This window comes from Allobosea sp. (assembly GCF_048595345.1).
Lineage (GTDB): Bacteria > Pseudomonadota > Alphaproteobacteria > Rhizobiales > Beijerinckiaceae > Allobosea.
This window is the reverse complement of sequence record NZ_JBMDWH010000017.1, coordinates 41,906-64,348: the sequence shown is the minus strand read 5'-3', so window position 1 is coordinate 64,348 and position 22,443 is coordinate 41,906. Positions and strand designations below refer to the sequence as shown.

At 65.6% G+C, this 22,443-nt stretch carries 16 protein-coding genes and 1 pseudogene; 10 read left to right on the top strand and 7 right to left on the bottom strand.

Annotation, left to right across the window (positions count from 1 at the left end):
• Positions 1-22: 22 nt before the first annotated feature.
• From ACOJTB_RS02565 to ACOJTB_RS02555, 3 genes are read right to left on the bottom strand one after another with little or no spacing between them, the layout of a single operon-like run.
• On the bottom strand, positions 23-1,651 hold the full coding sequence (locus ACOJTB_RS02565; protein WP_420100947.1) for a glycosyltransferase: 1,629 nt from the start codon (positions 1,649-1,651) through the stop codon (positions 23-25).
• Positions 1,652-1,662: 11 nt separating this feature from the next.
• Positions 1,663-3,492 carry a glycosyltransferase gene (locus ACOJTB_RS02560; RefSeq protein ID WP_420100946.1) on the bottom strand — a complete coding sequence of 610 codons (1,830 nt, stop codon included), beginning with the start codon at positions 3,490-3,492 and terminating at the stop codon, positions 1,663-1,665.
• Positions 3,489-4,814: a rhamnosyltransferase WsaF family glycosyltransferase gene (locus ACOJTB_RS02555; protein ID WP_420100945.1), complete on the bottom strand. Its 1,326-nt coding sequence runs from the start codon at positions 4,812-4,814 to the stop codon at positions 3,489-3,491. The genes ACOJTB_RS02560 and ACOJTB_RS02555 overlap by 4 nt, the downstream gene beginning before the upstream one ends.
• A gap of 344 nt (positions 4,815-5,158) precedes the next feature.
• On the opposite strand from ACOJTB_RS02555, the gene ACOJTB_RS02550 reads away from it, so the two are divergent.
• The 5 genes and pseudogenes from ACOJTB_RS02550 (at position 5,159) to ACOJTB_RS02530 (ending at position 10,156) form a co-directional block, all read left to right on the top strand.
• Positions 5,159-6,181, top strand: coding sequence for a putative sugar O-methyltransferase (locus ACOJTB_RS02550; RefSeq protein ID WP_420100944.1), 1,023 nt, complete (start codon positions 5,159-5,161; stop codon positions 6,179-6,181).
• A gap of 719 nt (positions 6,182-6,900) precedes the next feature.
• Positions 6,901-7,069 (top strand): annotated as a pseudogene (locus ACOJTB_RS02545) (DDE-type integrase/transposase/recombinase); the annotation flags it as partial.
• A gap of 201 nt (positions 7,070-7,270) precedes the next feature.
• Positions 7,271-8,416: an NAD(P)/FAD-dependent oxidoreductase gene (locus tag ACOJTB_RS02540; RefSeq protein ID WP_420100943.1), complete on the top strand. Its 1,146-nt coding sequence runs from the start codon at positions 7,271-7,273 to the stop codon at positions 8,414-8,416.
• The gene (locus ACOJTB_RS02535) at positions 8,397-8,705 is read left to right on the top strand and encodes a (2Fe-2S)-binding protein (protein WP_420100942.1); all 309 of its coding nucleotides are present in this window, start codon (positions 8,397-8,399) and stop codon (positions 8,703-8,705) included. Before ACOJTB_RS02540 ends, ACOJTB_RS02535 begins: the two co-directional genes overlap by 20 nt.
• Positions 8,702-10,156: an FAD-dependent oxidoreductase gene (locus tag ACOJTB_RS02530; protein ID WP_420100941.1), complete on the top strand. Its 1,455-nt coding sequence runs from the start codon at positions 8,702-8,704 to the stop codon at positions 10,154-10,156. Before ACOJTB_RS02535 ends, ACOJTB_RS02530 begins: the two co-directional genes overlap by 4 nt.
• 36 nt (positions 10,157-10,192) lie before the next feature.
• On the opposite strand, the gene ACOJTB_RS02525 is transcribed toward ACOJTB_RS02530, so the two are convergent.
• Both ACOJTB_RS02525 and ACOJTB_RS02520 read right to left on the bottom strand, forming a co-directional pair.
• Positions 10,193-11,797: a hydantoinase B/oxoprolinase family protein gene (locus ACOJTB_RS02525; RefSeq protein WP_420100940.1), complete on the bottom strand. Its 1,605-nt coding sequence runs from the start codon at positions 11,795-11,797 to the stop codon at positions 10,193-10,195.
• Positions 11,797-13,848 carry a hydantoinase/oxoprolinase family protein gene (locus tag ACOJTB_RS02520; protein WP_420100939.1) on the bottom strand — a complete coding sequence of 684 codons (2,052 nt, stop codon included), beginning with the start codon at positions 13,846-13,848 and terminating at the stop codon, positions 11,797-11,799. Before ACOJTB_RS02520 ends, ACOJTB_RS02525 begins: the two co-directional genes overlap by 1 nt.
• Before the next feature lie 241 nt (positions 13,849-14,089).
• On the opposite strand from ACOJTB_RS02520, the gene ACOJTB_RS02515 reads away from it, so the two are divergent.
• A complete protein-coding gene (locus ACOJTB_RS02515; RefSeq protein WP_420100938.1) occupies positions 14,090-14,872 on the top strand; it encodes a GntR family transcriptional regulator in 783 nt (260 codons plus the stop codon).
• Positions 14,869-16,191, top strand: a complete 1,323-nt coding sequence (locus ACOJTB_RS02510) for an NAD(P)/FAD-dependent oxidoreductase (RefSeq protein WP_420100963.1) — start codon at positions 14,869-14,871, stop codon at positions 16,189-16,191. The genes ACOJTB_RS02515 and ACOJTB_RS02510 overlap by 4 nt, the downstream gene beginning before the upstream one ends.
• A 161-nt stretch (positions 16,192-16,352) precedes the next feature.
• Here ACOJTB_RS02510 and ACOJTB_RS02505 read toward each other — a convergent pair whose 3' ends face one another.
• Positions 16,353-17,879: an ABC transporter substrate-binding protein gene (locus ACOJTB_RS02505; protein ID WP_420100937.1), complete on the bottom strand. Its 1,527-nt coding sequence runs from the start codon at positions 17,877-17,879 to the stop codon at positions 16,353-16,355.
• 394 nt (positions 17,880-18,273) lie between these two features.
• Here ACOJTB_RS02505 and ACOJTB_RS02500 point away from each other — a divergent pair, with 394 nt between their 5' ends.
• The 3 genes from ACOJTB_RS02500 (at position 18,274) to ACOJTB_RS02490 (ending at position 21,579) form a co-directional block, all read left to right on the top strand.
• Entirely contained in the window at positions 18,274-18,987 is a 714-nt protein-coding gene (locus ACOJTB_RS02500; protein ID WP_420100936.1) for an SDR family NAD(P)-dependent oxidoreductase, read from the top strand.
• 187 nt (positions 18,988-19,174) lie between these two features.
• Positions 19,175-20,452, top strand: coding sequence for a TadE/TadG family type IV pilus assembly protein (locus ACOJTB_RS02495; protein WP_420100935.1), 1,278 nt, complete (start codon positions 19,175-19,177; stop codon positions 20,450-20,452).
• A gap of 224 nt (positions 20,453-20,676) precedes the next feature.
• A complete protein-coding gene (locus tag ACOJTB_RS02490) occupies positions 20,677-21,579 on the top strand; it encodes a glycosyltransferase family protein (RefSeq protein WP_420100934.1) in 903 nt (300 codons plus the stop codon).
• A gap of 21 nt (positions 21,580-21,600) precedes the next feature.
• On the opposite strand, the gene ACOJTB_RS02485 is transcribed toward ACOJTB_RS02490, so the two are convergent.
• Positions 21,601-22,443 carry a rhamnan synthesis F family protein gene (locus tag ACOJTB_RS02485; protein ID WP_420100933.1) on the bottom strand — a complete coding sequence of 281 codons (843 nt, stop codon included), beginning with the start codon at positions 22,441-22,443 and terminating at the stop codon, positions 21,601-21,603.

Here is a 22,443-nt window from a genome sequence, read left to right as displayed (position 1 = left end):
GCTAAAAATGGTGGTTGGGGTCTCAACGATATTCACCAATGTGGTTCATAAAGCCGGCAGCACCCCGGATCTCACGACCAGCTGTTTCGCATTGCGGTGCTCCTAGCGTAATCCTTGCCAGTTGTGCAAGGCCGGCTGGGTCGCCATCAGCCAAGCGCCCAATGATACGTCCCACGATCAGCGGCGAAAAGGCGGTACGCAGGTCACGTTCTCGCGCCGCTGCCGCCAGCCGGATGCCAAGACCGGCGAGCGGCGCGTTACCCGGCAAGCGGGCTAGCAAATCGCGCAGCAATCCAGTCTCGGCCAGACAGAAATCGGTCGGTGCTGCGGCTACCGAATGAGGCTTGAGCGCCAGTGCGAAGAAACCAGGATCAGACATTGGCTTGCCGGCCTGTGGGCAGACAAGGGTTCCATCGCTCAAGAAAACCTCTCCGCCTCGCCGGACGCGGCCCTGCTCGTTGACCAGAAGGCCGTGGACAAGCGCGACATCGGGATGCAGTTCGAACAGTTTAACCGCTTCCCAGAACCAGTCCTCACCGATCGGCTCGACCGCCGACGACAATATCAGCGTCAATGGTTCCACCGTCGTCGCCAGGAAGCGTTTCATCTGGCCGACGGTAGCGGGGCTTTCCTGCCGCTTCTCACCCCCGCCCCAGAACCTCCACCAGGCGGCCCTCGCCGGAGGCGGTGCCGCCCGCGTGGCATCGTCGGGCGGACCTGAGGCCCGCCATGGTCCTTCTAGCCCTGCGTGGCGCACCCCCTGCCCTATCGTCGCCAGGGCGACTGGCGCAGGCGGTGTCGGCCGGCGCTTCACGGTCCATTCAGGGGCACCGCGAAAAATAGGAAAATCCTCAATCTCGTATAAGTGCGGGCGCGCAGTGCCTGCAATAAAGCTTTGCAGGAGAGCATGCGTCGAGGTACGCGAGCCACTATCGGGATCAGCGCGATTGGTGCTCGAAACCGGGTGGTGGCGCCAGTGATAAAGAATCAGGGGTATGTGGACCGGTTGGTGGCCTGCCCGCAGCATGCGGAACACGGTATCCCAATCGTGGCACCAGTTTGCTGCGCTGTCGCTGTAGAGAGCTGCTTCTACCGCCGCGTCGCGACGAATGCAGCAAAGATGCCAGATGAAGGAGCTCGAAAGATTGAGGATCGGATCCCAATCAGGCCGCCAATAGGGCGCGGCTGGCTTGCCATCGATCAGGATGTCCTCGTCGGAATAAAGAAAAGCTGGTCGCGCTGAGCACTCGGCCGTTTCGGCGAGGATCTGCAATGCGTCCGGTGTCAGCAGGTCATCGGCATCCATCGGCACGACATAATCGCCGGTCGCAAGCCTGAGGCAGAACGCCATGCCGCCGACGATGCCGAGGTTCTCCGGCAGCCGCTCGATCCGCACGTCAGGATGCAGATCAAGGGCGGCCAGCTCGCGATCGAGGGCCGCTGTCGTCGGTCCATGGGCGAGAACAATCCACTCAAAAAACGGCAGGGTCTGCCCGGTGAGACAATCTGCCGTCAAGCGGAACAGCTGCGGATCCGTCCGTTCGTAGACAGTCGTCAGGATCGAGAAACGCAAAGTGCCCGGCGCAGCCGATGCGCGCTCCCGGGCACGCTGTTCCAGATGGCCCTGAAGCCAGGCTGCATAGCTTTGCATCGCCGCTACGCTTACGAAACAGGCTCGACGGCCGGAACCGGAATACCGAAACGGCGTGCCAGGCTCTCGATATGGCTGCGCCGCATCGCCTCCGGCACCGGACGATATGCGCTATCCGGATTTAGGCCCAAGCGCGGCGACAGGAATGTGTCATCCGGCATGAGATCCCAAGCGAAGCGAGCGAAGGCGCGATGCTCGTCTTCGGTCACCCTGATTTCGAACCCGCTGGGCGTGACTGCATGCATGAACGGGGTGTAGATCACGCGCTTAGCCTCCCGTCGTGCAAAAGCGCCACACCAGGCACCAAGATGCAAGAGGGACGCAGGCAGGCGATTTGCGATCAGCCGTTCGACGACGGTCTTTAGGAAGATCGCACACACCACCGCATGGTCGCTGGAGACCGCCGAAACCGAATGAGATTTCCACATTTGGGCGAAATAGCCCGGATCGGTTGTCGTTCGCCCGCGATCCGGCGAGGAGCAACCGTCGCCGAAGCCGAAATACTGCCCTGCCGACAGCACGACCTGCTCGGGCGAAACGATACGTCCACCGACCATGACGCAGTCGGGGAACAGCTCGAACATCGTGCGCGCCTCCCACGACCAGTCGCCACCGATCACCACCACATGCTCGCCCTGAAGATGCACCAGCGCTCCAGCTTCGGCGGCCGCACTGAGATTGCGTAAAAGTCCTGGGAGGCCGTCCGAGAGCGCTATCTCCGCACTTGGGCTGATCGTACCTTTCTCGGGCGGCAGACGGCTCGGTGCCGGCCTCGGTTGATAATCATCGATCAGGCGGATTGTCGTGATCGCGCGGGGATCGAAACGGCGGCGGCTTATCCACCAATCTGGCGTTTCGTCGAACAGCGGACTTCTGACGATTTCGTATTTCCCCGGTTCCTGAGCTGCGGCGAGAAAGCGCCGTAGGACACTGAGCTGGCTATCGTAGATCACGGGTTTCGAGCGGAAATTGCCAGCAGTCGATTGCGGGTGCATCCGCCAGCTGTATACGACTTCGGGAATATGGACCGGTTTGTGACCGGCGACCATAAATCGCGTGAAGCTGTCCCAATCATGCGACCCCTCGGTCTCCGGATCGCCATAGACGTCAAGAGAGAGGGCAAGCCGGCGCTCGATGGCGCACAGATGGGCTATGTAGCAGCTGTTGACGAAAAGGACTGGGTCCCAGTCAGGCTTGTAGTAGGCGTCGCGATACACCCCGTCCTGGAGCTTGTCTTCGTCTGAATAGAGCAGCGCCGGATATCCGCTCTGCTGGATCGCCGCAGTGAAGATCGAGACACATTGCGGATAGAGATAGTCGTCGCTGTCGAGCGGCAAAATATAGCGCCCGCCTGCTCGTTCAAGGCAGTAGCGCATACCGCCGATGATACCAAGATTCGTCTCCACCCGGTCGAGCCTGATGAAGTCATAGGCCCGCAGTGTTTCGAGAAAGGCAATCGTCGCGGGCTCGGTAGAGCCATTGTCAAGCACGAACCATTCGAAGCCGATGCCACCGCGCTGCGCGAGCAGACTTTCGGTCAGGGCCTTTAGGAAGGTGACGTCAGTATTCCAGACGGTTGTCACAAACGACAACAGGCCGGGCTCGCGCCTGTCGAGATATAGCCTCTCGCAGGCGACGATACGGTCGCAGCGATACTGCTCATATGGGGGCACGGGAACTACTGCACGCGCCTGGGCTTCCTCGAAGGACGAAACGCCCACGATGACCCGGCGTGCCAGCCGGCCGACGGGGTTGGCGATCAGCCGCAGCAGTACCGGGTACCGGATCAGGATGCGGCGCAGATACGAGATCGCGCGCACGCGCAGATGAGGAATGTTCATAGTTGGCCTTCGCCCGAAGCGCGGCAGAGCTCTAGCATCGCTAGTACCCGCGGCACCGTCTCTGCGAAGCTTTCATCCCAGTCGGCGGGGACGTTAAGCAATCCGCGTCCAGGACGCTCCCCGCCGAGCCGGCGCACGGCTTCGGTCAGCCCCTCGACAACGCCTTCGAGCGTAGGGGGGACGCTCACAATGTTCGGCGATACCGCAGTCAGTGCATCGGCCGTTTTGTTAGCGTATGAATTAGTGACAGCGACGGCACCCGCGGCGGCCGCTTCGAGCGGCGGATAGCTGGTGTGAGGCGACAGCATGAGCGAGAGAACGACGTCCGACGACCGCATCAACCCAGCGTAGCCCTCATAGTTCAGCCAAGGCGCGCTACGAATGGTGATCCCGGCACCGAGATCGACATCGGGCAGCGCTTCCCCGATGAATAAGAATTCCCACTGTCCCTGGGCGAAGACGCCGGTCATCACGGCGCAGCGCAAAGCGTAGAGACCCAGCTCGAATAGGTTGCGCTCGGCACTCGTCGGGCGGGCGTAAAAAAGCAACCGCCTGACCGCGAAGCGCGACTTGACAGGGTCGGGATAAAATTTGTTGCGGTCTACCGCAGGCTCGAACACCGTGCACGCGGCCCGGAAATCCGGCTCGCCGAAGCGCCCCACCCTGCTCTCGAACAGGTAGTCGGCCAGGAAGTTGCCGCAGATAATGCCGTGGAAATCGAGGTTATAGGTTTCGAGCGCCAATGCGTGGCGCGTCGACCAAGCATAAAGCCCGGGCTCGAAATCCTGAACAATGTAAAGGAATCGCTTCGGGCCGGTCAGCGCTAGGCCGCGCTTGATCATTTGAACGTTCCACCAGGCTGACGCAAAAAATACGTCATTGCGACCAATGAGTAACGGCTTCGAACGATCGAAGGCGCAGACAATCTCAACATTTGGAAGATCGGCCGGCAGACCGGTCAGGCTGGCAAAATGGGCCCGGATCGGCTCGTGATTTTCGTCCATCGGGATGTCGGTCGAGATGAAGCGCAGCGCCACACCATGCGCGGCAAGCCGATAGGCTAGATTGATCGCAGTGTTAGGCCCACCCGACATCGCCCGCATCGCCATGCCGGGCAGCAGTACGTTCAAGGTTGGGCGCGAATCCAGCTGCGGGTCGATGGCGAAATTAAGCGGCGCGACACCAGGCAATCCGTCGCGATATTGAAGATAAGAATGGAGAGGCTTTTCGGCGTCAGCTTGCGCCGAAAGGCGCTCCATGAAACGTCGGGGATCACTGACGAGCAGCCGCGCCAAGCCAAGGATTCCACGAAACAACTGCATGTCACCTCAGCGTGGAGCCGTCCGACCACTGTGCCAGTATCTCGCAATGAATCGATGACTTCGACCGTCGGCCGATCCTTCGTCATGCGCGCCGGTTTCTTAGTCGACGGCCTCTGTGATGACAAGCGTCAGGTTTTTTTGGCGAGGGCAAAGCACGATGGCCCGCTCCGGCGAAAGAGCGCTTTCCACTATCCCCCATCCTGTTCTAATACACCGAGTTTCGGTCTGTCACCCGCGTACTAGACTGGCCTTCCTGCGGGACCGCTGGCGCAACGGTACAGGACCAAAATCCCTCCTACGCCAAGGCTGCGTCGATGCGAACCGTTCCCCCGGACCTACAGGCGATGCTCTTGCACATGCAGCGCTGCGAGGGCGTCTTTCGTCCGTCGGCCTTCTGGGATCATTTCGACGAAAAGAATTTGCGCCAGCTCGATGCGGAGGGCATCGAGAATTTTAAGCGTACGATCAATCAGAACTATTTCAACTGGTTGCCAACGACCCCGGAGGACAATCAGTTCAAGGCTCTGCTGCGGCTGATGGCGGAGCAGCCTTGCCCCGACGCGTTCATGGCGGTCATCGACAAGGGCGACGCCTTCGTTGAGAGCGTGTTCTCTAAATCGCCGCTTGGCTCGCCCGCCGCCAAAGAGATTTATCGGCTTTTCGTCGGGATGCTGTGGGAATACACGCGGGCCAGCCTGCCGAACGGCTTGATCGACATCTTGGAGGAACCGGCATTGGGCAACCCAATCCGCATCAGCCTCAAAGGACGAGCAATCTCACAGGATCTCGCTAACAGCATCCGTGAGCGCAACACAATCCTCGGGCCGGTCGAGGCCAAATTGAGCCAGGGTATTCAGCAGAACATCGTGGAGATCGGTGCGGGATACGGGCGCCTCGCATATGTGATTTTGAGTTCAGCACCCTGTCGCTACACCATTGTAGACATCCCTCCGGCACTGTATGTGTCGCAATGGTACCTGACGCGGCTTTTTCCACAGAAGAAAGCCTTCACCTTCCGGCCCTGGACTGAGTTTGAGTCAGTCCGCAGCGCGTTCGAGGACAGCGAAATCGCCTTCCTGACGCCCGATCAGTTCTATAGGGTGCCTGACGCCGCCTTCGACATCGGGATCGCCATCAGCAATCTCGCCGAGATGACGCCCGCGCAGGTCGAATACTATCTGGCAAGCTTCGACAGGAAGGTCCGATCATTCGTCTATATCAAGCAGTGGATCAACTCAGAAAATACTCTGGACAAGCACGTATATAACCGAGAGGACTTTGATATGCCGTCAGGCTGGCGCAGTCTTGTAGACCGGATAGACCCGGTGCAGGATAAATTTTTCGAGACACTATGGGAGCGCGCTTGAGTGATGCGGCATCGAGCAGACAGCCGACTGGCCGCGACAATCACCCGTGACGCCAAGCTGAGGGGTAGCCCTGGTCCAGGCAGCGTTGATGTTGGCTTAAAAATGCTGAGACGTTACCGCCCTACGCACGCTCGTCGAGGAATGCGGAGTTTGGATCAGCATGCTGTCCAAAAGCAATGGAACGAGCCCGATCTCAAATCGACCCGTTCCCGTGGACCGTTCATGGCTTGGACGGTCAATTCAGCTGATTATGAGGCCTTTCGTATTCGATGGTCGAGAGGTATCCCAGCGCCAATGGCGGCGTGACGGGTTGTAGAAGCCTCCGAACAAGATGACGCTTCCGTTTTGCGGACGCGAGCGCCATGTCGCGGGCGTTCAGAACCACGCAGGTCTCGAGATCGGCGGAGAAAGGGCCAGCCGCCGATACGCCTGGGCAATGCGTGCAGCGCCACGGCCAGGAACAGGAAGCCGGCGAGCGTGGGCACGAAGGTGATGTCGGCGACCCAAAGCTCTTGGGCTTCTCGACGAAGAAGGTGCGACGCACAAGGTCGTGGGCTGGCCGATGATCGGGATCGCGCTTCGTCGTCGTGACGCTCCGGCGCCGGCTGGCGCCCACGAGAGCCGCGCGGCGCTCATCAGGCGAGCCAAGCGCTTCTTGCCGATCGCCACGCCCTCTGCCTTGAGTTCCGCGTGAATGCGGGGCGGTTCATCCGGATCACCGCCCAGCGAGCGATCTGGTCCGCCGCAACTTCTTCGCCGGGAAACCGAACGAGCTGTGGGTCGCGGACATCACCTTCGTGCCCACGCTCGCTGGCTTCCTGATTCCTGGCCGTCGTCATGGACGCCTGGTCGCGCCGGATCGTCGGGTGGGCCTTCTCTGCCGATCTTACCGTAGCGAAGAATTTGACCGGCTCGGCTTCGCGAAGATAAACGGAGCCTTGCTGCGGGCGGCCGTCGGATCGGATATCGGCCCCCCGGAATTTCAGTTTGACCGCGTCCCAAGAGTTCGGGACCTTCCGTCGATCGCCTGGAATCGGGAAAACATGCAGAGCGCCTTTCGAGTCGTCTCCGTCGCCGGACAAAAGACCCATGGCTAAAGGGCCCGCGCCTGCCGCTCCTGCCGGCGAACCGGATGCCGTCGTCATTGGCGGCGGCGTCGTGGGTGGGGCCATGGCTCTGGGTCTCGCCCGCAGCGGGGCGCGCGTCGCCATTCTCGACGAGGGAGACGACGCCTTTCGCGCCTCGCGCGGGAATTTCGCGTTGGTCTGGGTCCAGTCCAAGGGCCTCGGCATGCCGGAATACGCCCTCTGGTCGCGCCGCTCGGCGGATGACTGGGGGACCCTCGCCGATCTGCTGCGCACCGAGAGCGGCATCGACGTGGCGCACAGCCAGCCCGGCGGCTTCATGCTGTGCCTTTCGGAGAGCGAATTGCAGAGGCGCGCCGAGGCGCTGCACCGGCTGCACAATCAGCCGGCGATGGCCGGTTTCAGCCATGAGGTGCTCGACCATGCCGAAACGAAGCGGCGCCTGCCGGCGATCGGCAAGGATGTGGTCGGCGCGCTCTATTCGCCCCACGACGGGCATGTGAACTCGCTCAAGCTGTTCCGGGCCCTGCGCGAGGCCTGTCTGCGCCGGGGAGTCGATTATCGGCCGAACCATGGCGTCGATGCGATCGAGCCCGCAGGAGGCGGGTTCGCCATCCGGGGACCATGGGGAGAGATGCGCAGCGCGCGGGTCGTGCTCTGCGCGGGCCTCGGCAATGCCCGGCTGGCGCCGATGGTGGGGCTCGACGCGCCGGTGCGGCCGAGCAAGGGACAGATCATCGTCACCGAGAAGACCGCGCCCTTCCTCGACCACCCGATGGCGACGCTTCGGCAGACCGACGAGGGCGGCGTCATGATCGGCGACAGCCAGGAGGATCGCGGCTTCGACACCAGCGTCTCCCAACCGGTTCTCTCGGTCATGGCCGAGCGCGCCGTGCGGATGTTTCCACGGCTGGCCGGTCTCAATGTGGTGCGGACATGGTCGGCCCTGCGGGTGATGAGCCCGGACGGCTTCCCGATCTACGACCAGTCCTTCGCCCATCCCGGTGCCTTCGTCGTCACCTGCCATTCGGGCGTGACGCTGGCCGCCAACCATGTCCTGACGCTCGCTCCGGCCCTGCTCGCCGGCCGGCTTCCGGAGGCCGTCAGCCGTTTTTCCGCGAGGAGGTTCCATGTTCAGGCCTCTGCGTGAGCGGGCGGACGCCGCAGCGCTCGCCTTCAGCTTCGACGGGCAAGCGCTGTCCGGCCGGGCTGGCGACAGCGTCACGGCCGCGCTTCTCGCCAACGGCATCGTCACCTGCCGCCAGACTCCGGTCTCGGGAGCGCCGCGCGCGCCCTATTGCCTGATGGGGGTCTGCTTCGAGTGCCTCGTCGTCATCGACGGCGTCGGCAACCGCCAGGGCTGCCTCGTGCCTCTCGCAGAAGGCATGCGCATCGAAACCCAGCACGGCCGACGCAATCTGCAGGAGACGCCGGGTTGATCGCGCACCGGGACATCGCCGCGGCCGCGGATGGCTACGACATCGTCGTCGTCGGCGCCGGCCCGGCCGGGCTGGCGGCCGCGGCCCGCGCCGCCGAACTCGGTCTTTCCGTGCTGCTGGCCGATGAGAACCCCTCCCCCGGCGGGCAGATCTACCGCGCGGTCACCACGACGCCGGTCACCGACCGCTCCATTCTCGGCACCGATTACTGGCGCGGCGCCGAACTGCTGGCGCGCCTCGAGGAGAGCGCCGCCCATTATGCGCCGGGCTGCACCGTCTGGTCGCTCAGGCCGGACGAGGCCGCACCGGGTCGGTCAGAGCTCGGGCTCTCCCAGGGCGGCAAGGCGCGGCTGATCTCGGCGGGTCAGGTCATTCTGGCGACAGGCGCTCAGGAGCGGCCCTTTCCGATCCCGGGCTGGACGCTGCCGGGCGTGATGACCGCCGGCGCCGCCCAGATCGCGCTCAAGGCTTCGGGACTCGTGCCGTCCGGACGCACCGTGCTCGCAGGAAGCGGGCCGCTGCTCTATCTGCTCGCGGGCCAGCTCGCCGCGGCCGGGGCCGAGATCGTGGCCGTTCTCGAAACCACCCCGTCTTCCAACTGGAGCGCGGCGCTGCCGGCCCTGCCGGATTTCCTGCGTTCGCCCTATCTCGCCAAAGGGCTGAAACTGCTGCTCGGGACCCGCAGGACCCTGAGCTTCGTCTCTGGCGTCACGGCGCTCGAAGGGCAAGGAGCCGGCCGGCTGGATGGGGTGCGCTATGTCAGCGGCGGCCGGGCGGCGCATCTGGCCTGCGAGACGCTGCTGCTTCACCAGGGCGTGATCCCGAGCGTCAACCTCGCCAGCGCGGCAGGCTGCGCGCTCGCCTTCGATACCGATCAGCATGCCTTCGCTCCACGGATCGACGAGTGGTTCGCCTCATCCTTGCCGGGCATCGCCATCGCCGGTGACGGGGCCGGCATCGGCGGCGCCGAGAGCGCGGCGCTGCGGGGCGAAATCGCGGCCTTCGGCGCAGCCTGCCGGCTCGAGCGGTTGAGCCCCAGCCGGCGTGACCGGGAATCGGCCGGTTTACGCGCCGCTCTCGCGCGAAGCCTGCGGGGCCGGCGCTTCCTCGATCGGCTCTACAAGCCAGCGCCGCAGTTCCTCGCGCCGCCGGATGACGCCACGATCGCCTGCCGCTGCGAGGAGGTCACCGCGGGCCAGGTCCGCGATGCCGCAACCCGCCTCGGCGTCACCGGCCCCAACCAGATGAAGGCCTTCCTGCGCTGCGGCATGGGGCCCTGCCAGGGCAGGCTCTGCGGGCCGACCGTGGTCGAGCTGATCGCGCAGGCGCGCGGCACGACGCCCGCCGAAACGGGCTATTACCGGCTGCGCACGCCGGTGAAACCGGTGACGCTCGCTGAGCTCGCCGCGCTGCCCGCGACCGAGGAGGCGGTGAAGGCGGTGGCGCGCTGAGCGCCACCAAGCTGCGCCGGAGGTTTCCTGGCGGCCTCAGAAGCGCTGCTCGGCCAGATCGCGGGCGCGGGCTTCGGCCGAGCGCTCGGAGGCGGGGCCGTAGCCGCCGGCGCCCGGCGTGATGATCGCCACGATCTGACCCGGCTCCAGCGAGCCGTCGCCCTTCACGAAGGGTTCGACGCCCTCGCTGAAGACATAGGAGCCGCCCTGCCCTTCCCCGCCGCCAGCGATACCCCAGGGGCGCGATTGCAGACGGGAATTGTCGACGTTAAGCCGGCACGGCGCCTCGGCGCGGTAGACGCGGCGCAGACCCATGCCGCCGCGATGGCGGCCCTCGCCGCCCGAGCCATCGACGAGCTCGTAGCGCAGCAGGGTCAGCGGGTATTCCAGTTCCAGAGCCTCGACCGGCAGGTTCGAGGTGTTGGTCATGTGGACATGCACGCCGTCGAGCCCGTCCTTGGTGGCGCGCGCGCCGGAGCCGCCGCCGATGGTTTCCAGATAAACCCAGAGCTCTCCCGTACCCGGCTGGGCGCCGGCGAAGGTCATGGCCGTCGCCGTACCGCAGCAGGCCGCGATGACGCGATCGGGGACCGCCTGGGCGAGGGCGCCATGGATGAGATCGACCACGCGCTGGCAGGAGGCGATGCGGCCGTTGACGGCTGCCGGATGGACGCAGTTCAGGACCGTGCCCTCCTTCGCGACGACCGTCAGCGGCCGGGCCAGGCCGGAATTGGGCGGGATCGTCGGATCGGAAACCGTCTTCACCGCATAATACACCGTCGAAAGCAGCGCGGTGTAGACCATGTTGAAGCCGGCCCGCGCCTGCGGCGGCGAGTCGAAGGCGAGCCGCATCTCGTCGCCGGCGACGGTGATCTCGACGGAGAATTTCAGCGGCGTCTCGATCTCGGGATTGTCGAAGAAATCGCTGAAGCGGTAGGTGCCGTCCGGGATCGAGGCGATGCCGGCGCGCATCTTGCGCTCGGCGTAGTCCTGAAGCGCCTTGCCGGCGGCGAGCACCGTGGCCTGGCTGTATTTGTCGCAGAGCGCCCGCACCCGCTCGACGCCGAGGCGGTTGGCCGCCATCTGGGCGCGCAAATCGGACAGGCGCTCGCGCGGGACCTGGCAGTTCAGCAGGATCAGTTCCTGCACGTCCTTCATCAGCACGCCGCCGTCATAGAGGCGGATCGGCGGGATGCGCAGGCCCTCCTGATAGATATGGGCGTGGCCGCGGTCGGCGAAATCCGAGTGATGGGCGGTGTTGACCGCCCAGGCGACCATCCGGCCGTCATGGAAAACCGGCTCGGCCAGCACGATGTCGGGCAGATGGGTGCCGCCGCCCTCATAGGCGTCGTTGCCGATGAAAACGTCGCCCGGCTTCATCTCCTCGACCTTATGCCGCTTCAGGATATGCGGGATGATGCCGATGAAGGAACCGAGATGCATCGGGATGTGCTCGGCCTGGCAGAGCGTCTGGCCGTCGATGTCGAAGAGCGCGGTCGAGCAGTCGCGGCGCTCCTTGATGTTGGTCGAATAGCTCGCCTTGACCAGCGCCTCGCCCATCTCCTCGGTGATCGAGGCGAAGGAGGAGCCGATGACCTCGACGGTGATCGGATCGATGGTGACGGGGGTGACCGCGTTCATCACGGCGTCTCCAGGATCAGGTTGAGATAGGGCTCGACGGTCGCGATCATGCCCGGCAGCAGCACGGTGGTGGAATCCATCTGCTCGATGATCGCCGGGCCCTCGATGCGATTGCCGGCCTTCAGCCTGTCGCGCTCATAGATCTTGCAGTCGACGAAACCACCCGCTTCCGGAAACCAGACCTCGCGGCTGCCGATGATCGCATGGTCGGAGGCCGGGCCGGCATCGGGCTGCGGCCGAAACTGCGCCTTCGGCACGAGGCCGATCGCCTCGACGCGATAGGTCACCAGCTGCACGGTCTCGCCTTCGGCGACGAAGCCATAGAGCCGTCGATGGGCCTCGGCGAAGCCTTCGGCGAGCGCCGCGATGGTTGCGGGGCCGATCGGGCCTGCCGGCACGTCGATGGCGAGCTCGTAATTCTGGCCCTGGTAGCGCAGATCCGCCGTGCGGCGCAGGCGCCGGTCGCCAGCGGCGACGCTCTCCTCGGCGAACCAGTGCTCGGCCTGCGCTTCGAGGCCCGCGAAGGCCTCCGCCATGGTGGGGACGAGCGCGTCGGAGAGCGGCGCCAATCGCGTCGTCGCGAAATTGGCGCGCAGATCGGTCAGCAGCAGGCCGAGCGCGCAGCCGATGCCGGGATTGCGCGGCACGATGATGCGCTTCATCTCCAGCTCGCGCGCCAGACGCGCGGCATGCAGCGGCCCTGCCCCGCCGAAGGCGACGAGCGCGTAATCGCGCGGATCATGCCCGCGCTGCACGCTGATGACGCGGATCGCCTTGGCCATGTTCGCGGTGACGACCGAAATGATTCCCTGTGCCGTCGCCATCAGGTCGAGGCCGAGCTGTTCGGCGATCCTGCCGATGGCCTGCTTGGACAGCGACTGGTCGATCGGCATGCGCCCGCCGAGGAGATGGGTGGGGTTGAGCGTCTGGAGCACGACGTTTGCGTCGGTGACGGCGGGTTCCGTCGCGCCGCGCCCGTAGCAGACGGGTCCCGGATCGGCGCCGGCCGAGCGCGGGCCGACCTTGAGCAGCCCGCCGGAATCGATCGCGGCGAGCGAGCCGCCGCCGGCACCGACGGTGTGGATGCCCAGCATCGGCGCCTTGATGGGATAGCCGTGGACGATCGCGTCGCTCGCCGATTTCGCCTCGCCGCCCCGCAGCAGCGCGACATCCGAAGAGGTGCCGCCCATGTCGAAGGTGATGACGTTCTCGATGCCCGTCATGGCACCGATGGCCTGCGCCGCGACGACGCCGGTGGAGGGGCCCGAGAGCACGGTGCGAACGGGGAGGCGCGCGGCCATGTCGAAGCCGATCACGCCACCATTGGACTGGGTGAGATGCGGGGTCGCCTTGAGGCCCAGCTCCTTCAGCCGCTCGGCGAGGCGGCGGATATAACCCTGCATCACGGGGCCGAGATAGGCGTTCACGGCGGCGGTCGAGATACGCTCGTACTCGCGGAATTCCGGCGCGACTTCATGCGAGCAGCAGATGAACGCCTCGGGAAACTCCTCCTCGACGATGCGCTTGGCGGCCTGCTCGTGCTCGGGACGCACGAAGCCGTAGAGAAAGCCGATGGCGACGGCCTTCACGCCCGCCGCCTTGAGCGCGCGGGCGGCCTCGCGCACGCCGGCCTCGTCGAGCGGGATCTCGACGGAGCCGTCATGGCGCACCCGCTCCTTCACGCCGAAGCGCAGATCGCGGGTGACCAACGGCGGCGCCTTGTCGACCTGCAAGTCATAAAGATCGGGCCGCTTCTGCCGGCCGATCTCGAGCAGATCGCGGAAGCCGTCCGTGGTGATGAGCCCCGCCTTGACGCCGCGATGCTGGATCAGCGCATTGGTGCCGACGGTCGTGCCATGGCCGAAGAAGGTAACTTCGGAGGGCTGGGCGCCGACGCGCTCGGTGCCCTCCTGCGTGCCGCGGGCGATGGCGCGGGATGGATCGTCCGGCGTCGAGGGCACCTTCCAGACCGCGACCTCGCCACTGGCGTCGTCGAAGAGACAGACATCGGTGAAGGTTCCCCCGGAGTCGATCCCGATCCGCCAAGCCATTCCCGTTCTCCTGCCATGGACCGCCATGCGGCCGGGCTTTCGCGCCCTCCGGGAGCGCTGCCGAAACGAGCCGCCCAGCCGCAGGATCGACGGCCTCGCCGGATGGCCGCTTTCAGCGGTTGAATTGGTATACACCAATCACCTATACCAATGGCTGTCAACCGCGCCCGATCCGCCCTTTCGGCCTGATCGACCGGGCGCTAACAAGGATGGAGATGCGCCCCTGAGCGAGCCGAGCGAGATGGCCGACCCCGGAAATGCCCGCAAGCCGATCTATGTCGAGGTGCAGGATTTCCTCCTCGACCTGATCAACGGGCCCGATTACGGCCCGGGCGACCGCATTCCCTCGGAGCGGGCGCTGGCCGATACGCTCGGCATCAACCGGATGACCGTGCGCAAGGCGATCGACAGGCTGGTCGATCGGCATGTGCTGGAGCGCAACGGCACCAGCGGGACGCGCGTGCCGCTGGTGCAGGTGACGCGCCCGGTCGAGCTGCGGCCCAGCCTCGGGATCACGCGGCTGGTGCGCCATGCAGGCGCCAATCCGGGCACGCGGCTGCTGCATTTCGCCGAGGAGCCCGCCAATGAGAGCGTGGCGCGGCGCCTCGCCGTTCCGACGGGTACGACGCTGGTGATGGTCAGGCGGCTGCGCAGCGTCAATGACGAGCCCTTCTGCCTTGAAACCAGCTATCTGCCGGCCGAGCGCGTGCCGAGGCTGGTCGCGGAGGATCTCATCGCCGGTCCGTCGCTGCACGATCTGCTGCGCGAGCGCTACGGGCTCGCCATTGCGATGGATGAGCGCGAGATCTCGGTGGGGACGGCGACGGAGATGGAAGCGCGCCAGCTCGCGCTGAAGCCGGGCTCGCCCACGCTGGTGCTGCGCCTCGTGGCGCATGACGCCGAAGGGCGGCCGATCGAATACATGAAATCGGTCAACCATCCGAATCATGTCGTGTTTCGCAGCAGCGGCGCGCCGCAGGCGGAGCACGCGCCGGAAACGCATCTGGAGCAGGGGGACGACTGATGGGCATCACCATCGAGACGATCGAGCCCGATGAGAGCCTGCCCGCAGCCAGCGAGGTGGTCGTCATCGGCGGCGGCATCATCGGCATCACCACCGCGCTGTTCCTGGCGCGCGAGGGCATCCGCGTCACCGTCTGCGAGAAAGGCGAGATCGGGCACGAACAATCCGGCCGCAACTGGGGCTGGGTGCGGGTGATGGGGCGCGATCCCGGCGAAATTCCCCTGGGCATCGAGAGCATGCGGCTCTGGGAGGAGATGGACCGGCTGGTTGGCGGCGAAACCGGCTTCACCCGCTCCGGTATCGTCTATGTCGCCGATACACCGGCCAAGCTCGCCGAGCACGAGGCGTGGCTGGAGCATGCCAAACAGTACCAACTCGATTCGCGGCTGCTGAGCGCGCGCGAGATCGAAGCCGTGCTGCCCGGCGGCAGACGAGCCTTCGCCGGCGCGCTCTTCACGCCGAGCGACGCGCGCGCCGAGCCGCAGAAGGCCGTGCCGGCCATGGCGCGGGCGCTGCGCCGGCAGGGCGGAACCGTGCTGACGCGCTGCGCGGTGCGCGGGATCGAGACGGCGGCGGGTCGCGTCAGCGCCGTGGTCACGGAACGGGGCCCCATCCCCTGCCAGCGCGTCGTGCTGGCAGGGGGCGCCTGGTCACGGCTGTTTCTCGGCAATCTCGGCATCGACCTGCCCTCGCTCAAGGTGCTCGGCTCGGTGTTTCGCACGAAGCCGCTGGAGGGGCCGCCGGTCCATGCCGTCGGTGCCTCCGACTTCGCCTTCCGCAAGCGGCAGGATGGCGGCTACAGCATCGCCCATCGCGGGGCGAGCGTGGCGGAAATCGTGCCGGACAGCGTCCGGCTGATGCGCGATTTTCTGCCCTCGCTGCTGCGCCAGCGGCACGAATTGCGGCTCAGTCTCGGGCAGCGCTTTCTCACCGAGGCGCGCACGCCGAAACGCTGGAGCCTCGACGAGACGACGCCGTTCGAGCGCGAGCGCATCCTCGATCCGGCCCCCTCGCAATCCATCCTCGACGAGGCCAAAGCCCATCTCGTCGCTGCCTTCCCGGCCTTCGCAGGGCTCGAAGTGGCGCAGGCCTGGGGCGGGCTGATCGACGCCACGCCGGATGCGGTGCCGGTGATCGGCGAAGTGCCGCGACTGCCGGGGCTGTTCCTCGCCTGCGGCTTCTCGGGCCATGGTTTCGGCATCGGCCCTGGTGCGGGCCGGCTGGTCGCCGATCTGGTCTCCGGCCGGACGCCGCTGACCGATCCCGCGCCCTTCCGGCTGGACCGTTTCGAGCGTCTGCGCCGCACGACGGCGGCTTGAGCGCTTCGTCCTGCTCAGGCTCTGCCCGCGCTTCTAAAAGATAGAATTTCGGGTCGCAGCGTCGCTCCGGGATCCATCGTAGAGCTCCAGCGCCCATGGATGGATCCCGGGGCAAGCCCGGGATGACGACCCGTTTCCGTGCAGACCGCGTCCCGTCCGGCTCAAGCCAGCGCGGTCTCCTCCATCGAATAGGCGGAGAAGAAGTTGGTGCTGCCGGGATAGCTCTTGAAGCCGGTCACGCCCTTCACCATGCCATAGCCCTGCGAGCGCCAGGCCAGGCCCACCAGCGGCGCCTGCTGGAGCGCGAGGGTCTCGAGCTCGGCATAGATCGCCTTGCGCTTGGCCGGGTCGAACTCGGCCCGGCCCTTGGCGAAGAGGGTATGGATTTCGGGCGTGGGCAGCTGCCAGCTGCGATTCATGTTCGGGGCGAGGTCGCCGTCGAGCAGCGGAGCGAGGCCGTCCGGGTCGTTGTTGTCGGCGGTCGTGCCCTGCACCATGAATTCGTAGCGGCCCTGGCCCGCCGCGTCGACGCGGCCGGCCCAGTCCGGCAGATTGAGCTTCACCTCGATCCCGATCTCCGAGAGATGCGCCTGGACGATCTCGGCCGTGGATTTATGCATTCCGTATTGGGCGGTGGAGAGCAGCGTGCAAGAGAAGCCGTTGGCGACGCCGGCCTCGGCCATCAGCTTCCTGGCCTTGTCCTTGTCATAAGCCCAGTATTTCGCACGTCCCTCGTCGGACCACGGGCTGCCGGGAGAGATCGGAATTCCTTCGAGCTTGCTGCCGCGCCCGAAGAACGCCGCCTGCACGATCTCCTCGCGGCGAATGGCATGGGCCACGGCCTGGCGCAGGCGCACATCTTTGAACGGCCCGCTGCCGCCATTGAAGTTCAGTCCCATGAACGGGCCGTCCGAGGCCACCAGAGCAAGGCGCGGATCCTTTTCGATCGCGCTCATATGCTGCCAGGGCACATATTCGATGAGGTCGACATCGCCCGCCTGCAGCGCCGCGACGCGCAGGTTTTCGTCGGCATAGGCGGTGAGCTTGACGCCGGCGAGCTTCGGCAGGCCGGGCTTGTAGTATTTGTCGAATTTGGCGACCTCGATCGAGACGCCGCGCTCCTGGGTCTTCAACGTGAACGGCCCGGCGCCGATGCCGAGGCCCGCCCGCCCCTCGATCGAATCCTTGGCGACGATCGGCATGTGCGGGCTCGCCAGCCAGATCGGCAGCGTGACCGTGGGCTCCTTCATGACGATGCGGACGGTGCGCGGATCGGGCGTCTCGATCTTGTCGACGCCGCCGAACTCGGCCTTCATGAAAGCGGTCGAATTGGGAGCCGCGACCTGCTCCAGCGTCCACTTCACATCCTCGGCCGTGACCGGCTTGCCGTTGTGGAAAGTGGCCTCGCGCAGTTTGAACACCCAGCCTGTCGGCCCGTCCTGCGTCCAGCTCTCGGCCAGCTCCGGGCGCACCTCGCCCTTTTCGTCGAAACCGGTCAGGCCGCGGAAGATCAGCAGCTTGACGGTCAGCGCGGCCGTGCCGGTGTGCATCCAGGGCTGCATGCTTGGCGGGAAGCTCGACAAGGCGAAGCGCAGCACCTTGCCGGAGGCCTGCGCGCCGGCACGCATGTTCAGCAGCGGCAGGCCGGCGGCGGCGGCCAGCAGACTGCGACGAGAAATCGAAACCATCTGATACCCCTCGTTATGATGGCGGCTCTCATGGCCGATGGGGCAGCATCGTTTGGTATATACCACCTTGTCAACGGCTGCCGCACCCGCCCGATCGGCCTCCGGCACAGCTTGCAAAACCCTTGCCGCCAGCCGAGCTGTCACGGCCGATTTTGCCGTGCCAAGCATCAAAGATGCGCCGATTGCAGCCGGAGAATGCTTGACAGGGCGATGCCGCCCCAATGGTATACTCCAGACAGTCGCCCTTCGGCCGTTGCGGCCCGCGAAAAACGCGCCCTTCGGCCCACTCCGATGGACGCGAATGTTCGGGAGCGATCCGCCCGCAGGCGGGAGGCGACGCAGGTCCAAGCCCGGCCGATCCGGGCTTTCGGGCCATGATCAGGAGTTCTGGACCATGTTGTCTCCCGCCGGGCGCGTCATCCTGGTTTCCGGCGCCAATCGCGGCATCGGCCGAGCGGTGGCGGAGCGGCTGCATCGCGAGGGCTACGACCTCAGCCTCGGCGGGCGCGACCTCCCTTCCCTGCGCGCGATGACGGCGGGATGGGACGCGGCGCGCGTCCACCTCGCCCGCTACGACGCTGCGGACTGGGCGAGCCATCGCGCCTGGCTGGAGGCTGCGGCGCAGCGCTTCGGGCGGGTCGACGGACTCGTCAACAATGCGGGGATGCACAGCGCGATGACCTTGCGTGCGCCGGACGAAGCGGCTCTGGACGCGATCTGGGCGGCGAATTGCAAGGGGCCGTTCCACCTCATCCATTGCGCGCTTCCTCATCTGGAAGCTTGCGGGAGCGGGCGCATCGTCAATGTCGCCTCGCTTTCGGGCAAGCGGGTGCGCAACGACCATGTCGCCTACAACATGACCAAGCATGCCATGGTCGCACTGAGTCATGCGGCGCGGCGCATCGGCTGGGACAAGGGCGTGCGCGCGACGGCGCTCTGCCCCTCCTTCGTGCGCACGGACATGACCGCGACGAGCACCGCACTGGCGCCCGGCGCCATGTCCCAGCCGGCCGATCTGGCGGAACTCGTCGCCACGCTGCTGGCACTGCCGAATACCGCCAGCATCGCCGAACTCCTCGTGAATTGCCGGCTGGAGGACATGTTCTAAAGCGGATTTACCCCGGGCCTCGAGGCGGGAGGAGCACGCCGGAGCCGATCAGCGGGGCGGGGGCGCCCGTGTTTACCATGACCCTAGGTGATCCCGGAATTTACGCAAAGTCAGCGATCGTTTTAAGATTGCCGAAACGACACAACTCTTAGCTGGCAGCGGTCTACCCACTGCGCGGCACCATGTCATGATCGCTCGTATCCTCGGGCTGCTCTCCCGCTTTCAAAGCCATGAGCGCGGCAACGTCCTGATGCTTTTCGCCTTTGCGCTCATCCCGATCCTGGGGGTCGTTGGCGTGGCGATCGATTACGGGCGGGCCAGCCAACTGCGCACCGAGCTCAACGCCGCGGCCGACGCCGCCGCCTTGAGCGCGACGTCGAACACCGCGATCCTCAAGCCCGTCGCCGAGGCCAAGGCCGCTGCAGAGAAGCTGTTCGACGATAATGCGGCGGCGCTCGGCGCCACAGGGGCCAGTCGCACGGTGACGGTGACCGAGAACGGCCTGATACGCACCGCCGTGGTATCCTACAAGACCACCTACCAGACCAGCCTGCTGCCCCTTCTCGGCTTCAGCGCCATCGACCTCGCCAACTCCGTGACCGCCACCGGCTCACGTGCGCCCTATATCGATTTCTATCTGCTGCTGGACAATACGCCGTCCATGGGCGTGGCGGCGACGCAGGCCGAGATCACACGCATGGAAGAGGCGACGAAGAACACGCGCCGCTGCGCCTTCGCCTGTCACGATCTGAACAATCCGAACAATTTCTACAATCTCGCGAAGAAGATCGGCATTCAGATGCGGATCGACGTCGTGCGCAAGGCCTCTCAGGAACTGATGGATACGGCCTCGAAATCGGCCAAGGTGCCGGGCCAGTACCGCATGGCGAGCTATACGATGGGGGCCTCCTGCCAGGGCGCGAAGCTGACCGAGGTCGGCAGCCTGACCGAGAACATGGCGACGGCCAAACAGAAGGCCGAGGCGATCGACCTCATGACCATCCCCTACGATCAGTACAACTCCGACATGTGTACGAACTTCAACGCCGCGCTCGACGCCCTGAACGCGGTCATCCCCGGCGCCGGCGCGGGCGCCGACAAGGACCGTCCGCAGAAGGTCGTCTATTTCGTCTCCGACGGAGTGACCGATTACTCCAATGCCAATGGCTGCGCGAAGCCCGTGGCCGGCTCCGTCCGCTGCCAGGAGCCGATCAACACGAAATACTGCGAGGCGCTGAAGCAGCGCGGCATCAAGGTCGCGGTGCTCTACACCACCTATCTGCCACTGCCCTCGGATGGCTGGTACAATAGCTGGATCAAGCCCTTCGCCAGCCAGATCCCGACGAACATGCAGAGCTGCGCCTCGCCGGGCCTCTACTTCGAGGTGGGGATGAATGGCGGCATCTCGGACGCGATGACCGCGCTCTTCCAGAAGATCGTGCTGAACTCGTACCTCTCGCAGTGAGGCCCCGGCAAGCGAATCAGGCGCCTGCGCCATGACCGCGCCAGCATGCCACACGGCGATATCGACGGGAGCACCAGGCGGGTGTTCGGCTCTACAGCCCGAACGGCCGGCTCTGTCAGGCTGTCGGACTTGAGATCGGCGAGGCGACTCGATAGGTCATCGCCACGCTCGCCGCCTCACCCTCCATCGGTGCCGCGAGGATCGAAAGCGGGATCGACAGCAGGATGACAGATCCGCACATGGAGCAGCAGGAGGTCCGCGCCTGCGCGGGCGTCGTGCTGTACAAACCGGATATCGGGCTGTTGGCCCGGCAGGCTGCCGGCCTCGGCGGCCGCACGCTCTTCGCCTTCGCCAACGGGCCTCTCGATGACCAGGCCCTCGCTGCGCTTGCGACCGTGGACCTTCGCCTGATCCGGAGCCCTGCGAATGTCGGTCTCGGCGTCGGCCTCAATGCGGTGACGCAAGCGGCCGCGCGCGACGGCTTCAGCCATATCATGCTGCTCGATCAGGACAGCGAACCCTCTGCAGCTCTGCTGGACAGGCTGACGGCCCGCTGTCTTGCGCGCGAGGCCACCCAGCCCGTCGCGGTGCTCGCTCCTCTGCTCGTCCCGCCTGCGGAAGGGTTCTACAAGCCGATCCGCTATGAGCGCCGTGGGCCGAGCGAAGACGGGCTGGTCCCACTCGATTTCGCGCCGACCTCCGGCTCCCTGCTCCCGCTCGCGGCCTTCGCTGCGGTCGGTCCGTTTCGGGAGGATTTCTTCATCGCCGGGATCGATGTCGAATGGGGCTTCCGTGCCTGGTCGCTGGGCTGGGCCTCCTATCTCGCCGCCGATCTGCACATGCCGCATCGCTGGGGCGAGGCTGTCAGCGGGGAGGAACTCGGCAAGCCGCAGATCCTGCGCCATTCAGCGCTGCGCAACTACTATTACGCCCGCAATGTCATCGCGACCGCGCGGCTCGGCCATGTGCCGTGGCGATGGCGCCTGAAATCCTGCCTTGCCCTCGCCGCTCAGAGTGCCGTGCTGGCGTTGCGGGGCGAAGGCGGCTCGCTCGCACCGGTGCAAGCCGGGCTCATGGACGGGCTGGGCGGTCGGCTAGGCCCTGCGCCCGCCCACTGGACGCGCTGATCCGGCCGATCCACCACGCCTTCACATCAGGCGGCCATCGAGATCGCGCACGCTGAAGCCGTCCGCCCAGGCCGCGATGGTAAAGCAGCGCTCGATCGCGTGATGCAGCGTTCCGTCGAGCTGGCCCGCCTCCGGCTCGAAATCCTCCCATGACAGGCGCAGATCACGCAGCCTGGCCAAAGCCGTGGGCCTGAACCAGAACATCGACCCCTCGAAAAAGCCTAGGCGCAGTTGCGCGGCCGGAACGCCCATGCGTTCCGCGATCACCCTGACGCGGGCTTCGTTGCCCATCCAGTAGGGCGGTGCTTGCCGATAACAGGCCTCCCAACCCACCAAGCCGGTCTGCGGATTCTCGAAGGAGGCCAGGAGCCGCCGCGTCGCATGGGGCTCTCCGGCCAGCATCGTGAACAGCAGCCTGCGGCGGATTTCGCCGTCCAGCAGATGTGGGCTGCGCTTGGTGTGGAGCTTCAGCACCGCATCATAGGGTTCGAACACCCCGGCATTGAGCAGGGCCACGAAGGGCCCGATATCACGGCCCCGGTTCCGGCTGGGGTGGAGGACCACCTCCGGCGTCTCCCCGACGGCCTGCCGTGCCTGCTCGATCCGATCCTCCGGCACCGTGAGATGCAGCCGGCTGCCGGCCGGCAATTGCGCCCGGCACTCCAGGATCTCGGGCAGAAGATCGATATAATAGAGATGGGCGACAAGGCCGAGCTTCAAAGCAGGCGGCGGAGCCGGGCGGCGAAACCGCGCCAGGCTTCGGCGGATCGCGCGGCCGGGCTCCGAGACGAACACCGCCCCCAGCGTCAATGCGGCGATCTTCTGCCAGACGTGGCGGGCAAAAGCGCGGGAACGAGGGCCCAA

Coding starts and splice junctions, on each gene's coding strand:
- ACOJTB_RS02565 (WP_420100947.1), bottom strand. CDS start 1,651: ATGCAAAGCTATGCAGCCTGGCTTCAGGGCCATCTGGAACAGCGTGCC.
- ACOJTB_RS02560 (WP_420100946.1), bottom strand. CDS start 3,492: ATGAACATTCCTCATCTGCGCGTGCGCGCGATCTCGTATCTGCGCCGC.
- ACOJTB_RS02555 (WP_420100945.1), bottom strand. CDS start 4,814: ATGCAGTTGTTTCGTGGAATCCTTGGCTTGGCGCGGCTGCTCGTCAGT.
- ACOJTB_RS02550 (WP_420100944.1), top strand. CDS start 5,159: ATGCTCTTGCACATGCAGCGCTGCGAGGGCGTCTTTCGTCCGTCGGCC.
- ACOJTB_RS02540 (WP_420100943.1), top strand. CDS start 7,271: ATGGCTAAAGGGCCCGCGCCTGCCGCTCCTGCCGGCGAACCGGATGCC.
- ACOJTB_RS02535 (WP_420100942.1), top strand. CDS start 8,397: ATGTTCAGGCCTCTGCGTGAGCGGGCGGACGCCGCAGCGCTCGCCTTC.
- ACOJTB_RS02525 (WP_420100940.1), bottom strand. CDS start 11,797: ATGAACGCGGTCACCCCCGTCACCATCGATCCGATCACCGTCGAGGTC.
- ACOJTB_RS02520 (WP_420100939.1), bottom strand. CDS start 13,848: ATGGCTTGGCGGATCGGGATCGACTCCGGGGGAACCTTCACCGATGTC.
- ACOJTB_RS02515 (WP_420100938.1), top strand. CDS start 14,090: ATGGCCGACCCCGGAAATGCCCGCAAGCCGATCTATGTCGAGGTGCAG.
- ACOJTB_RS02505 (WP_420100937.1), bottom strand. CDS start 17,879: ATGGTTTCGATTTCTCGTCGCAGTCTGCTGGCCGCCGCCGCCGGCCTG.
- ACOJTB_RS02500 (WP_420100936.1), top strand. CDS start 18,274: ATGTTGTCTCCCGCCGGGCGCGTCATCCTGGTTTCCGGCGCCAATCGC.
- ACOJTB_RS02495 (WP_420100935.1), top strand. CDS start 19,175: ATGATCGCTCGTATCCTCGGGCTGCTCTCCCGCTTTCAAAGCCATGAG.
- ACOJTB_RS02490 (WP_420100934.1), top strand. CDS start 20,677: ATGACAGATCCGCACATGGAGCAGCAGGAGGTCCGCGCCTGCGCGGGC.